The sequence below is a fragment of the Limibacillus sp. MBR-115 genome, assembly GCF_040549425.1.
Taxonomy (GTDB): Bacteria; Pseudomonadota; Alphaproteobacteria; order Kiloniellales; family CECT-8803; genus Limibacillus; species Limibacillus halophilus.
Window position 1 is genome coordinate 265,496 of record NZ_JBEPTJ010000002.1, and the last position, 12,853, is coordinate 278,348.

Consider the following 12,853-nt stretch of genomic DNA (forward strand, 5'->3'; position numbering starts at 1 on the left):
AGAGCCCGTGGCACTCTCACGTCTTGGAACGCAGCCAAGAGAAGGGAGTTTCCTCCGTGAAGTTAGGTCAGGATAGCCTCAAAACCCGCCGCAGTCTTTCGGTCGAGGGACAGTCGTACGAATATTACAGCCTTCCGGCGGCCGCCGAGGCTGGACTTGGCGACCTATCCCGTTTGCCGTATTCGCTCAAGGTATTGCTTGAGAACCTTTTGAGGTTCGAGGATGGCGACAGTGTCAGTGTCGATGACATCAAGGCGCTGGCTGCCCGTGTACAGGGCGGCAGCCCGGATGATCGCGAAATCGCCTACCGACCGGCGCGCGTGTTGATGCAGGACTTCACCGGCGTCCCCGCCGTGGTGGACTTGGCGGCAATGCGCGAAGCGATGGTGGGCCTGGGTGGCGACCCCCGAAAAATCAACCCGCTTTCGCCGGTCGATCTGGTCATCGACCACTCTGTGATGGTTGATTATTTCGGCGGCGCAGGCGCTTTTGAAAAGAACGTCGAACGCGAGTTCGAGCGAAACCAGGAACGGTATGCGTTCCTGCGCTGGGGCCAGAAAGCTTTCGATAACTTCTCGGTTGTGCCCCCAGGCACCGGTATTTGCCATCAGGTGAACCTCGAATACATCGCGCAAGCCGTCTGGACGACCAAGATTGACGGCAAGAATATCGCCTATCCCGATACTCTGGTGGGCACGGACAGCCACACGACCATGGTTAACGGGCTGGGTGTCTTGGGCTGGGGCGTCGGCGGTATCGAAGCAGAAGCCGCCATGCTCGGACAGCCGGTAACCATGCTGATCCCCGACGTCGTTGGTTTTAAGCTGACCGGCGAGTTGAAGGAAGGCACAACTGCCACCGATCTTGTGCTCACCTGCACGGAGATGCTGCGCAAAAAGGGCGTCGTCGGTAAGTTCGTCGAGTTCTACGGTCCCGGCCTCAAGCATTTGACCCTGGCCGACCGCGCCACGCTTGGCAACATGTCGCCGGAGTTCGGCTCAACCTGCGCGATCTTCCCGATCGACGCCGAGACGCTGCGGTATCTTGATTTCACCGGGCGCGACAAGGCTCGGGTAAAGCTGGTTGAGGCCTATGCCAAAGCGCAGGGAATGTGGCACGACGAAAGCACGCCCGACCCTGTCTTTAGCGATAGCCTAGGCTTGGATATCTCGACCGTGGAGCCGGCATTGGCCGGACCAAAGCGCCCACAGGACCGGATAGCGCTCTCGGCCGCCTCCGGGGCCTTTTCCCGGTATGTGGCGAAGGATCGCGGCGTTGATCCCGTCGGCGCGCAAGGAACTTTCGCGGCTGAAAGCCCGTCGGCGGCCGAGCATTCCGCTGACGGTTTCTGGCGAAGCTCAGCGGTCGCGGACGAAGCCTACACGCTGGACGACGGCGCCGTGGTCATCGCCGCCATCACCTCCTGCACGAATACATCCAATCCAAGCGTCATGGTCGGTGCGGGTCTATTAGCACGCAAGGCCTTGGCCAAGGGCCTCCAGGTTAAACCCTGGGTGAAGACCTCGTTGGCGCCCGGATCTCAGGTGGTCAGCGACTACTTGGAGAAGGCCGGTTTGCAGACTGATCTCGATGGGTTGGGATTCAACCTGGTCGGCTATGGCTGCACCACCTGCATCGGCAACTCCGGCCCCTTGCCTGAGAAAATTTCCGCCGCTGTCGAAGCGGGCGATTTGACGGTTTGTTCGGTTCTGTCCGGCAACCGGAACTTCGAAGGGCGCATCAACCCGCACTGTCGGGCAAACTATTTGGCGTCGCCGCCCCTGGTCGTGGCCTATGCGCTCGCAGGCTCAATGAAGGCTGACCTTCTGAATGATCCGCTGGGTACGGACAAGGAGGGCAACCCCGTCTTCCTGAAGGATATTTGGCCCTCAAATAAGGAAATTCACGAGACAATGGAAAAATCCTTGTCTCGCGAGATGTTCGAATCCCGCTATGCCAACGTTTATGAGGGGCCCGAACAGTGGCGTTCTATCGCCACCTCGACCGGAGAAACCTTTGAGTGGGATCCCGGCAGCACCTATGTCGCCTATCCGCCGTTTTTTGAGGGCATGGGTGCGGACCCCGATCCGATCCAGGATATCAAGGGCGCGCGACCCCTTGCCATTCTTGGCGATTCCGTCACGACGGACCACATCTCACCGGCGGGCTCCATCAAGAAGGACGGTCCTACGGGCGAGTATCTTTTGGCCAATCAGGTTCGGCCGGCGGAGTTCAACTCCTATGGCGCCCGACGCGGCAACCACGAAGTGATGATGCGCGGCACCTTTGCGAATATCCGCATTCGCAATGAGATGGTGCCGGGTGTCGAGGGCGGCTATACCAAGTACGTGCCGACCGGAGAGCAGCGGGCAATCTACGATGCCGCCATGGACTACGCCCAGGAAGGCACGCCGCTGGTGATCGTCGCGGGACAGGAGTATGGCACCGGGTCCTCTCGAGACTGGGCCGCGAAGGGCACCCGCCTGTTGGGCGTCAAGGCTGTCATCGCCGAATCCTTCGAGCGTATTCATCGCTCCAACCTTGTTGGCATGGGCGTCTTGCCGCTGCAGTTCAAGGAAGGTCAGAGTCGCCATACCTTGAAGTTGACCGGCGAGGAGACTTTCGACTTCACCGGCATCGAAGGAGGCATCACGCCACGCCAGGATATCACCTGCACGCTGCATCGCCCCGACGGCAGCAAGGAAGAGGTTGTCTTCACCTGCCGGATCGACACTGCAGGCGAGGTCGAATATTACGCCAACGGCGGGATCCTGCACTACGTGCTCCGGAACCTCGCCAAGTCGGTGTGATTGTAACTATTTGATATTACGAAAAAAATTGCCGCACTCCCACTGGGGGGGGGTGCGGCTTTCCTTCCAAGCCGCCGGTCCCTTCCGGGTCAACGCCCCGGGCGCTGCAGACGTGCGATCAGGTCGTCGAGTTGCTCCAATGTCGTGTAGTGCAGGACCAAGTCGCCGGCTTCGCCCTTGTGATTGATTGAAACCTTCAAACCAAGCGCTGCCTGCAGTTCCCGCTCCAACTCAATCGTGTCGGCATCCTTTTCGACCGCGCCGCGTACCTTCTTGAGCGTCTTGCCGGGCTGCTTGATCGCTTGTGCCAGCCGCTCCGTCTCTCGCACGGACAGGCCCTGCGACGCGATGCGCTTGGCAATCGCCAGCGGATCTGGAGCGCCGATCAAGGCGCGTGCGTGCCCTGCGCTGATGGTCCCCTCTTCGATCATGCCTTTCACCGCATTTGGCAGGGACAAGAGCCGCAAGGCATTGGCGATGTGGCTGCGGCTTTTCCCGACCACCCGGGCAATGGCTTCCTGACTGTTGCCGAAATCACTCTGGAGGCGACGGTAACCCTCCGCCTCTTCTATCGCATTGAGGTCCTGACGCTGGACGTTCTCTACGATGGCAATTTCCAAGGTTTGCGCATCGTCGAAATCGCGCTGGATGACCGGAACCTCGTGCAGCTGCGCGCGCTGCGCAGCCCGCCAGCGCCGCTCACCCGCGACAATCTCAAAGCGGTTCTTCTTTGTCGCGTGCGGCCGTACTAGTATAGGCTGTAAAAGGCCGTTTTCTTTTATGGACTGCGCCAGGGCATCCAGCGCATCTTCATCGAAATTGTGGCGCGGCTGAAACGGGCTGGCCTCCAGATGCTCAACGGGAACGAGCTGGCCTGTTCGCGGCGTTGAGGCCGGGGCTGCGGAGGCGCCTTTCTTGCTACTTTTCTTGGGTTCCGCCGCCTCGGCTTCGCGGACGGCCGACTCTGCGCCTTCCTCGTTGAAGAGCGCTGCCAATCCACGCCCTAAACCGCGTTTCTTCGGTGTCTGCGCCATCGTACCACCCCCTTTTTTACAGTGCCGCCGCTGGCTTTCGGAAGCGCTCGCCATCCCGCTTCAAAACCTCCGCGGCCAGCTTTATGTAGGCTTGTGAACCCTGGCAGCGCCAATCATACAGCAGGGCCGGCAAGCCAAAAGACGGCGCCTCCGACATGCGCACGTTGCGCGGTATAACTGTTTTGAAAACAAGATCGCCGAAATACTCACGTACATCGTCGGCAACCTGATCCGATAGATTGTTGCGACGATCGTACATGGTCACGGCGATGCCGTGCAGTTTCAACTCTGGATTGTATAGCTGCTTCACACGCTCGACGGTTTGCATTAAGTGGCTTAGCCCCTCCAGGGCGTAGAACTCGGCCTGCAAAGGAACCAATAAACCGTCCGCCGCAACCAATGCATTTAACGTAAGAAGACCCAATGCCGGCGGGCAATCAATCAGAATATAATCGAAATCTCTTAACACGCTATGAAAGGCGTCCTTCAGTCGATAGACGCGCCTCTCGGTCTCCACCAACTCCAACTCAGCGCCGGAGAGATCCGAGGACGACGGCACCAACGACAGCCTTGGCACTTTCGTCGGAGTGACGGCGTCGGCCATTACCATGTCATCGAGCAGCACGCGATAAATGTCCCGCTGCCTATGGGCGCGATCGATGCCCAGTCCGGTGCTGGCATTTCCCTGCGGGTCCAAGTCGATGATAAGCACCTTCTTGTGGCAAGCAGCCAGCGCGGTAGCGAGATTCACAGCGGTCGTCGTCTTTCCGACTCCACCCTTCTGATTGGCTATGGCGAGTACCCGTGCCCGTTTATCCTGGTCGCTGGTTTTCTGATCACGAGACACGGGCAAGATCCCCTATTTCCAATATGATCGCCTCGTCGCTGCTCTTGCTACGGTGGCGCTTGACCTTCATCTTCCATTCTGTTGCCGCCGCGGTCAATTCCTGCTCTGCTTCGCGACCCTTCAAAAAAAGAGAAATTCCGCCTTGTTGTAAAAATGGTGCAGCATAGCCAAGAAGCTTCGGCAGGGGTGCCAGGGCCCGGGCGGTTACAACCGGCACCGTGAAGGGCGTCAGAGCTTCGATGCGATCATTGTGGAAGACTGTCGGCGCGCCTGTTTCACGTGAAACATGCCGCATGAAGGTTACTTTCCGCTGGTCGGCCTCAATCAGATGAACCTCTCTGGCCCCCATGATCGACAGCACCAGCCCAGGAAACCCGGCGCCGCTTCCCAGATCCACAATTCTTTGCGACGGCGCATCACCCGGCAACAGGGACCACAATTGCGCCGAATCCAGAAAATGGCGGCGCCAGGGATCCTTTAGGGTCTCCCGACCGACAAGATTGATCGCTTTGTTCCACCGCCGCAGCAAATCCAAGTAGGTCTGCAGCCTTTCCATTGTTTCACGTGAAACACCGGCAAGGTCCGAGAACTCTTCCGGCGTCATTGGGGGCGCCATTTCCAGCGTCCTCAGGCCGCTGTTTGCTTGCGACGAACAAACCGCAGCAAAGCCACGGCCGCGGCGGGCGTCATGCCGGGCAGCCTGGAGGCCGCGCCCAAGGTTGCCGGACGGGCCCGGGATAAGAGCTGCTGAATCTCCTTGGAAAGACTTGGTATGGACAGGAAGTCCAGATCTTGCGGCAGAACCAAGGATTCATCCTTGCGGAAGGACCGGATGTCGGCATCTTGCCGTTCCAAATAGCCCGCATAGTGGGCATCGATCTCGATCTGTTCCGCGACATCCCCTTTGAGCTCACCCAGCTCCGGCCAAACCGCCGTCAATCGCTCCAGCGTGATATCCGAATAGCGAAGCAGATCAAAAGCGCTGCGCCTCTGGCCGTCACGATTCACTTCGATCCCATATTTCGCGAGCGCGTCCGGAGTCACCTTCAAGCTCCCGACCAACGCACGGCCCGCGGCCAAACGCAGCTGCTTCTGCGACCAGGCGGCTTGCCGCCCCGACCCTACACATCCCCAGGCAATGCCCAACTCCGTGAGTCGCTGGTCCGCGTTATCAGCACGCAGCCGAAGCCGATACTCCGCCCGGCTAGTGAACATCCTATAGGGCTCGGTCACACCGCGGGTCACAAGATCGTCGATCATCACGCCCGTATAGCCTTGCGCGCGGTCAATCACGGCGCCATCGTGTTGAACACCGCCACAATTGAGCGACGCATTGATCCCAGCCATCAGCCCTTGTGCCGCCGCCTCTTCGTAACCTGTCGTACCATTGATCTGTCCTGCCAGATAAAGCCCTGGAATCTTTCGCGTTTCCAAGGTCGGCATCAGTTCCCTTGGGTCAACGTAATCATACTCTATCGCATACCCTGGTTGCAGTATCTCCGCCCGCTCCAGCCCGGGAATTGTGCCCAGAAGCGCAATTTGAACCTCCGTCGGCAGAGACGTCGAGATACCATTTGGATAAACCGTATGGTCGTCCAGCCCTTCAGGTTCCAGAAAGATCTGATGATGCTGCTTGTCAGCGAACCGAACAACTTTATCCTCGATCGATGGGCAATAGCGCGGGCCCACACTTTCGATTTGGCCCGAATAAATCGGCGCGCGATGCAGATTCGCCCGGATGATGCTATGAGTGCGATCGCTGGTGTGCGTAATGGCGCAATTAACCTGCGGCGTCGTAATCCTGCGCGTCATCGTCGAGAAGGGCACCGGCGGGCTGTCCCCTTCCTGTTTCTCCAAACCGTCCCAATCTATCGTTCGTCCATCGAGACGCGGCGGCGTCCCGGTCTTCAGGCGCCCTAGCGAGAAACCGAACCGTGCGAGTGTTTCGGACAACCCTACAGCCGGCTTTTCTCCCAACCTACCGGCGGGAAAGCGCGTCTCGCCCCGGTGTATGACTCCTTTCAGGAACGTGCCGGTTGTCAGGACCACCGCACCGGCATACACCGTCCTTCCGTCACCCAATAATACGCCCATGCACCGGCCTGACTCCGACAGAAGCAGGTCTTCAACCCCTGCACCCAGCGTATCAAGGCCCTCCTGATCGGCCAGAAGCGCTTGAACGGCTTCACGATATAGCTGCCGGTCCGCCTGCGCCCTCGGTCCGCGCACGGCCGGACCCTTGCTGCGGTTCAATACACGGAACTGAATGCCTGCGCGATCGATTGCCCGACCCATCAAGCCATCCAGCGCATCGATTTCCCGAACGAGATGCCCTTTCCCAAGCCCGCCTATTGCGGGATTGCAAGACATGACGCCGATAGTTTCTGGTTTATGGGTTACCAGCAGCGTACGCGCGCCAATACGCGCTGCCGCCGCAGCAGCCTCACAGCCGGCATGGCCGCCACCGACAACGATCACATCATATGAAAGAATCCGCTTCATGCCGCCTAGATAAGGCAGTCCGCCATCGCTGTCAAAACCGGCGTGCGATGAAACCATCACAATGTTTCACGTGAAACATAGAACCTAAACCCACCGACAACCTTACCGCGTTCATTTACCTATGCAGAAATCGCGAAATATCACATCGAGCAAGTCTTCGACATCGACCCGCCCAAGCAGCCGCCCCAACGTTCGTAGGGCAATCCGCAGCTCCTCCGCCTGCAGCTCCACCTCAGCGCGCGGATCGAAGCCTCTGAGTGCGACAATACAGTCTCTCAGGCATTGCTCATGCCTCAATCGAGAAAAGCCCGGGGCCGCAAGAGCGTCGCTCAGCTCGGCTCTCAAGCGCTTTTCAAGGGCCGCTTCCAGGGTATTAAATCCCGCCCCTGATACCGCAGAGATGCAGATAACTTCCGGCGCTATACCCGACTGCCACTGAAGAAGCGACGCATCCGGCTCCGAAGCCAAGTCGGCTTTGTTCAGCAGCACCAAGGATTTCTCACTTAGCAATCCCAAGGTCTCGCGATCGAGCTCCGGAAAATCCCGGAGGTCGAACACGCCGAGCAGAAAATCCGCGGAGCTGGCCCTATCTCGACTGCGCCGAATACCTTCACGTTCAATCGGGTCAAGCTCGCCCGCTTCAGCCTCCCTCAGCCCGGCCGTATCCGCAACGGTCACCGGAAATCCAGAGAGCGACAAATGCACCTCCACCACATCGCGCGTGGTGCCCGCAATCTCTGACACAATAGCTGCGTCTCTTTTTGCTAACCTATTGATAATACTCGATTTTCCAGCATTCGGGGGACCAATGATGGCGATCGTGATTCCTTCTCGAAGCCGTCGGGCAGAAAGCCCGTTCGCGAGGGCGCCCTCAATCTCCAGAGCAAGTTTCTCCACCTCACGGGCATGCCCTGCAACCAGATTCTCGGGCAAATCCTCGTCGGGAAAATCGATCCAGGCCTCAATCTCCGCGAGGAGTTTTACCAAACGAGTCTGCCAAGTCTGTACCTTGGCCGACAACCCCCCCTCCAACTGGCGAAGGGCTTGACGCCGCTGTGCTTCCGTCTCCGCCGTAATCAGGTCCGCCAGGCCCTCGACCGCCGTCAAATCGAGGAGACCATTGTCGAAGGCACGACGTGTGAATTCCCCGGGCTCGGCGGGGCGTAGGCCGGGAAAGGCGGCAAGCGCGGCAAGCGCGGCATCGAGCACCGCCCGACCGCCGTGCAAATGCAGCTCGAAAACGTCTTCACCGGTAAAGCTAGAGGGTGCCGGAAACCAGAGGACCACGCAGCGATCAATTGTGATGCCGTCTCTTGGGTCGACCACCGCAGTCAAAAGCGCCCGGCGCGGTTGCGGCAATCCCTTGCCGCCGAGCATCGCGCTCAAGGCCTCACCGGCCCGCGGGCCCGACGTTCGGACAACCGCTATGCCTGCACGACCGGCCCCGCTCGACATCGCAAAAATGGTATCGCTAACCATGCTTCCAAGGCGCCTATACGCCACCCCTGAAATCCTGATGTCCGGAAATCCGCCGCTACTTCGGCCCGTCTTCAGGGCGCAAAAGAAGGCGCTCCACCCGACCGCCGCCGATTACATGTTGCTGAAGGATCTCGTCCACGTCTTCGAGTGTGTCATAACGATACCAGATCCCTTCGGGATAGATGACCATCACCGGCCCCAGTTCACAACGGTCAAGGCAGCCCGACTGGTTGATCCGAACCCCATCAATACCCAATTCCTTAGCGCGTGCTTTCATGTAGTTCCGCAAACGCACACTGCCTCTTTCCTTACAGCAGCCTCTCGGGTGCCCTTCCGGTCGCTCGTTTATGCAACAGAATACATGACAGCGGTAGTATGCCGCCGCATCGCCAGGCCTACTGCGGCTTGGATCAACACTCTTCATTACTTGTCCTTCTTCTTGTCCGTCGGCGTGCCTGTCGCACCCGCCATCTGTTTCCAAAACGCCTGCTGAATGGACTCCAATCCCTGCAATCCGGCTGGCAACCACGTCTTGAAAAGCTGCTCTGGCTCCATCGCATGCAAACTGCTGGTCATGCTACGTTCGATTTCTTTCATCAGCACAGCCTGCATCGGCGCAACATCGGGAAGTCCTAGAAAACTGCGCGCTTCCTCGGGTGTGCAATCGATGTCGATCTTGATCTGCATAACTTCAAGCCCCCTCTTTCCACCTAAGTCGGCTAAAAATAGCATCCCACCCTATTTTACGGTTGTTTCCGGACCACAGCGGCCAAAAATAGGTTGAGTAGGCAGACCTTAGCCGCCGTGCGGTCGCTTCGGCAACGCCGGACCGCCATTCGAAGACGAAGAAGGAACCCGATGCAACAAAACCGCCTTGCCGGCGAAACCAGCCCTTATCTGCTGCAGCACCAGCACAATCCGGTCGACTGGCACCCTTGGGGCCCTGAAGCCTTGGCGCTGGCAAAGCAAACCGGCAAGCCGATCCTGCTTTCCGTTGGCTATGCGGCTTGCCATTGGTGTCACGTCATGGCCCACGAATCCTTCGAGAACGAAGCCATCGCCAGTGTGATGAACGAGCATTTCATCAACATCAAGGTCGACCGCGAGGAACGGCCCGACCTCGACGCCATTTACCAAAATGCCCTGGCGGTTCTGGGCGAACACGGCGGCTGGCCGCTGACCATGTTCCTAACGCCCGCTGCGGAGCCCTTCTGGGGTGGCACTTACTTTCCGCCTGAGCCCCGTTACGGTCGAGCGGGCTTCCCGCAAATACTGCAGGCTGTCTCGGCAGCCTATGTCAACGACACCGACAGAATCACAACTAATGTCCAGGCCATCGGTCAGGCCCTCGAGCGCCTTGCAAACCCGGCCCCTGGCGGTGCCATCACGGATGCCGAGCAACAGCAGATGGCACACCGGTTGCTGCGCGAAATGGATTCAGTGAACGGCGGGTTGGGGCGGGCTCCAAAATTTCCTCAGCCAACGGCCCTGACACTGCTATGGCGTCAGTGGCAAAGAAACGGCGACACCGCCTGCCGCGATGCGGCGCTTCTGACGCTCAAGCGCATGAGTCAGGGCGGTATCTACGACCATCTCGGCGGCGGTTATGCTCGCTATTCCGTGGACGAGCGTTGGCTGGCGCCGCATTTCGAGAAGATGCTTTATGACAATGCCCAACTCCTAGATTTGCTTACCTTGGCTCATCTGAAAACCGGGTCTCCGCTCTTTGCTCAGCGGCGAGAGGAGACGGTTTCCTGGTTGTTGCGCGAGATGATAGCCGAAGACGCGAACGGCCAGCCCACTGGCGCCTTTGCGGCAACCCTGGACGCGGACAGTGAGGGTGAGGAGGGGCGATTCTACGTTTGGCAGGAATCGCAAATCGATGACCTGTTGGAGCCGGATGACGCCGCGCTTTTTAAGCGGGTCTACGATGTCGGCGCGACCGGCAACTGGGAAGGCAAAAACATTCTCAACCGGCTCCACTCCACCGACTGGCTGGGCCAGGAGGAGGAAGACCGCCTGCTCGCCATGCGGCAGACACTGCGCCAAGCCCGCGACCAGCGTGTTTGGCCCGGTTGGGACGACAAAGTGCTCAGCGATTGGAACGGCCTGATGATCGCGGCTCTCGCCAGGAGCGGATTTGCCGCCGAGCGGCAGGATTGGCTGGATGCCGCGCGGAAGGCTTTCGAGTTTATCGCCACGACCCTAGATGAAAATGGCCGTTTGTTTCATTCCTGGCGGCGAGGCGTCAGAAAACACAAAGGAACACTGGACGACCACGCAAACATGATCGACGCGGCTCTAGCGCTTTATCAAATCGATTCAGATCCACGCTACATGGACCAGGCACTTACTTGGGTTGCTTCAGTCGAGGCGCACTTTCGTGATAACGCAAAGGGTGGGTTCTTCACCACCGCCGCCGACGCCGATGATTTGATCGTGCGTGCCAAGAATGCCCACGATACAGCGACACCTTCGGGAAACGGCGTAATGGTGCGCAACTATGCTCAGCTTTTCCACTTGACCGGCAAGGATGCCTATCGGCAAGCCGCGGCCACCTGCATTGCCGCTTTTACCGGCGAGCTGGAGCGGAATTTTTTCGCCCTTTGCAGCCTGATAAACGGATCCGATCTACTCAATCACGCTATCCAAGTGGTGGTGGTCGGCAGCCCCGACGCGCCCGCGACAAAGGCGCTTATGGAGATTGTGCGGCGCAGTGGCGACTCCGACATTGTCCTCCAGCAGATATCGCCCGGATTCAACCTACCGCCGGAACATCCGGCAGCCGGCAAAAGCCCCTCCGATGACAGACCCCTTGCTTTCGTTTGCCGTAATCAAACCTGTTCGCTACCGATGCATGATCCCGCGGCGCTGGAATCGGCGCTTGGAGATTAGCCATGCATCCAGCCCAAGCCACCTTTGCTAGCCCGCTGGGTCCGATTACGGTCCAGGCTGTGGATGGTGCGATCATACGCCTTTATTGGTCTAGCAAGGCATCAGCAAGCCCGGAGAAGAGGTGCGATCACAGCCTTGAGCCGCTCTTTGGAAAAGCCCGCGAACAGCTGGACGCCTACTTTGCCGGAACACTTCGGGACTTCGACCTTCCTCTCGCCCCCGCGGGTTCCCGTTTCCAGCAACGCGTATGGGAAGCCCTTTACGCCATTCCTTATGGGCAAACGCGCAGTTATGGCGAAATAGCCGCAGCAACATCTTCCGTTGCGCGCGCCGTCGGCGGCGCTTGCGGCGCCAACCCTATACCCATCGTCATACCCTGCCATCGCGTGCTTGCAAGCAATGGAAAGCTGACCGGGTTTTCCGCAGCCGGTGGCGTCCGCGACAAGCAATTGCTCCTTGATCTCGAAGCCGGGCGCCCTGGACTGCCGCTCGGCTGACAAGCTTGCGCCGGGGGGCTAGACTTCCCCTGGAAACACATGACCACGACAACGACATTTAGAGGATCTGGACCCATGACCAAGATGACCGTTTCCTGTCCCGACGGTGCGTTTTCCGCCTATCTCGCTCTTCCGACCAAAACCCCTGCGCCTGCCATCCTGGTTATTCAGGAGATTTTCGGCGTCAATCGCGTCATGCGCGACATCTGTGACAACCTCGCCGCGCAGGGCTACATCGCCTGCTGTCCGGACCTATTCTGGCGTATCGAGCCCGAAGTCGATATCACCGATAAAACCGAGGCGGAGTGGAACAAAGCCTTCGAGCTGTTTGGGAAATTCGACCCGGACAAAGGAACGGAAGACCTCAAGGCCACATTGGCATCGCTCCGTGATCACCCAGCCAGCACGGGCAAGGTCGGTTCGGTCGGTTACTGCCTTGGCGGGAAGATGGCCTTTCTGATGGCGGCGCGCTCGGACGCCGACTGCAATGTCAGTTACTACGGCGTCGGTCTTGATGAATTGCTCGGCGAGGCCGGAAACATCTCCAAGCCGCTCCTGATGCACATGGCCTCCGAGGATCAATTCGTTCCCAAGGACGCTCAGGTCAAAATCCGCGAGGGTTTGAAGGGCCACCCGAACGTCACCCTTCATGTCTACGAAGGGAACGATCATGCCTTTGCCCGCGAAGGCGGCGCCCATTACGACGCACAGGCCGCAGCAGCCGCGAATGCGCGAACCGCAGCCTTCTTCAAGCAACAGCTTTCCTGAAACCAATCTAATCGAGGCATA

11 protein-coding genes are annotated in these 12,853 nt (G+C 59.0%); 4 read left to right on the forward strand and 7 right to left on the reverse strand.

Going from position 1 to position 12,853, the window contains the following annotated elements:
• The first annotated feature begins 56 nt into the window (after window positions 1-56).
• Complete coding sequence (gene acnA, locus ABIE63_RS04855; RefSeq protein ID WP_354503292.1) at window positions 57-2,810, forward strand: aconitate hydratase AcnA; 2,754 nt, start codon at window positions 57-59, stop codon at window positions 2,808-2,810.
• Between the two features lie 89 nt (window positions 2,811-2,899).
• Here the strand turns inward: acnA and ABIE63_RS04860 are convergent, their stop codons facing one another.
• The 7 genes from ABIE63_RS04860 to ABIE63_RS04890 form a co-directional block, all read right to left on the reverse strand.
• On the reverse strand, window positions 2,900-3,844 hold the full coding sequence (locus ABIE63_RS04860) for a ParB/RepB/Spo0J family partition protein (protein ID WP_354503295.1): 945 nt from the start codon (window positions 3,842-3,844) through the stop codon (window positions 2,900-2,902).
• A 16-nt stretch (window positions 3,845-3,860) separates the two neighbouring features.
• The gene (locus tag ABIE63_RS04865; protein WP_354503297.1) at window positions 3,861-4,691 is read right to left on the reverse strand and encodes an AAA family ATPase; all 831 of its coding nucleotides are present in this window, start codon (window positions 4,689-4,691) and stop codon (window positions 3,861-3,863) included.
• The gene (gene rsmG / locus ABIE63_RS04870; RefSeq protein WP_354503699.1) at window positions 4,681-5,295 is read right to left on the reverse strand and encodes a 16S rRNA (guanine(527)-N(7))-methyltransferase RsmG; all 615 of its coding nucleotides are present in this window, start codon (window positions 5,293-5,295) and stop codon (window positions 4,681-4,683) included. The genes ABIE63_RS04865 and rsmG overlap by 11 nt, the downstream gene beginning before the upstream one ends.
• 23 nt (window positions 5,296-5,318) lie before the next feature.
• Window positions 5,319-7,193: a tRNA uridine-5-carboxymethylaminomethyl(34) synthesis enzyme MnmG gene (gene mnmG, locus ABIE63_RS04875; RefSeq protein WP_354503700.1), complete on the reverse strand. Its 1,875-nt coding sequence runs from the start codon at window positions 7,191-7,193 to the stop codon at window positions 5,319-5,321.
• Between the two features lie 111 nt (window positions 7,194-7,304).
• Window positions 7,305-8,672, reverse strand: a complete 1,368-nt coding sequence (mnmE, locus tag ABIE63_RS04880; RefSeq protein WP_354503299.1) for a tRNA uridine-5-carboxymethylaminomethyl(34) synthesis GTPase MnmE — start codon at window positions 8,670-8,672, stop codon at window positions 7,305-7,307.
• Window positions 8,673-8,727: 55 nt separating this feature from the next.
• Window positions 8,728-9,096, reverse strand: coding sequence for a (2Fe-2S) ferredoxin domain-containing protein (locus ABIE63_RS04885; protein WP_354503301.1), 369 nt, complete (start codon window positions 9,094-9,096; stop codon window positions 8,728-8,730).
• On the reverse strand, window positions 9,096-9,359 hold the full coding sequence (locus tag ABIE63_RS04890) for a DUF6489 family protein (protein WP_354503303.1): 264 nt from the start codon (window positions 9,357-9,359) through the stop codon (window positions 9,096-9,098). Before ABIE63_RS04890 ends, ABIE63_RS04885 begins: the two co-directional genes overlap by 1 nt.
• Before the next feature lie 171 nt (window positions 9,360-9,530).
• Here ABIE63_RS04890 and ABIE63_RS04895 point away from each other — a divergent pair, with 171 nt between their 5' ends.
• The 3 genes from ABIE63_RS04895 (at window position 9,531) to ABIE63_RS04905 (ending at window position 12,832) form a co-directional block, all read left to right on the forward strand.
• The gene (locus ABIE63_RS04895) at window positions 9,531-11,567 is read left to right on the forward strand and encodes a thioredoxin domain-containing protein (protein WP_354503305.1); all 2,037 of its coding nucleotides are present in this window, start codon (window positions 9,531-9,533) and stop codon (window positions 11,565-11,567) included.
• Window positions 11,568-11,569: 2 nt separating this feature from the next.
• On the forward strand, window positions 11,570-12,064 hold the full coding sequence (locus tag ABIE63_RS04900; RefSeq protein WP_354503307.1) for a methylated-DNA--[protein]-cysteine S-methyltransferase: 495 nt from the start codon (window positions 11,570-11,572) through the stop codon (window positions 12,062-12,064).
• Window positions 12,065-12,139: 75 nt separating this feature from the next.
• Complete coding sequence (locus ABIE63_RS04905; protein WP_354503310.1) at window positions 12,140-12,832, forward strand: dienelactone hydrolase family protein; 693 nt, start codon at window positions 12,140-12,142, stop codon at window positions 12,830-12,832.
• Window positions 12,833-12,853: the final 21 nt, after the last annotated feature.

What these genes read in the sequence shown, in the direction of transcription:
- ABIE63_RS04860 (WP_354503295.1), bottom strand. Translation starts at nt 3,844, where the DNA reads ATGGCGCAGACACCGAAGAAACGCGGTTTAGGGCGTGGATTGGCAGCG.
- rsmG (WP_354503699.1), bottom strand. Translation starts at nt 5,295, where the DNA reads ATGACGCCGGAAGAGTTCTCGGACCTTGCCGGTGTTTCACGTGAAACA.
- mnmG (WP_354503700.1), bottom strand. Translation starts at nt 7,193, where the DNA reads ATGAAGCGGATTCTTTCATATGATGTGATCGTTGTCGGTGGCGGCCAT.
- mnmE (WP_354503299.1), bottom strand. Translation starts at nt 8,672, where the DNA reads ATGGTTAGCGATACCATTTTTGCGATGTCGAGCGGGGCCGGTCGTGCA.
- ABIE63_RS04885 (WP_354503301.1), bottom strand. Translation starts at nt 9,096, where the DNA reads ATGAAGAGTGTTGATCCAAGCCGCAGTAGGCCTGGCGATGCGGCGGCA.
- ABIE63_RS04890 (WP_354503303.1), bottom strand. Translation starts at nt 9,359, where the DNA reads ATGCAGATCAAGATCGACATCGATTGCACACCCGAGGAAGCGCGCAGT.
- ABIE63_RS04895 (WP_354503305.1), top strand. Translation starts at nt 9,531, where the DNA reads ATGCAACAAAACCGCCTTGCCGGCGAAACCAGCCCTTATCTGCTGCAG.
- ABIE63_RS04900 (WP_354503307.1), top strand. Translation starts at nt 11,570, where the DNA reads ATGCATCCAGCCCAAGCCACCTTTGCTAGCCCGCTGGGTCCGATTACG.
- ABIE63_RS04905 (WP_354503310.1), top strand. Translation starts at nt 12,140, where the DNA reads ATGACCAAGATGACCGTTTCCTGTCCCGACGGTGCGTTTTCCGCCTAT.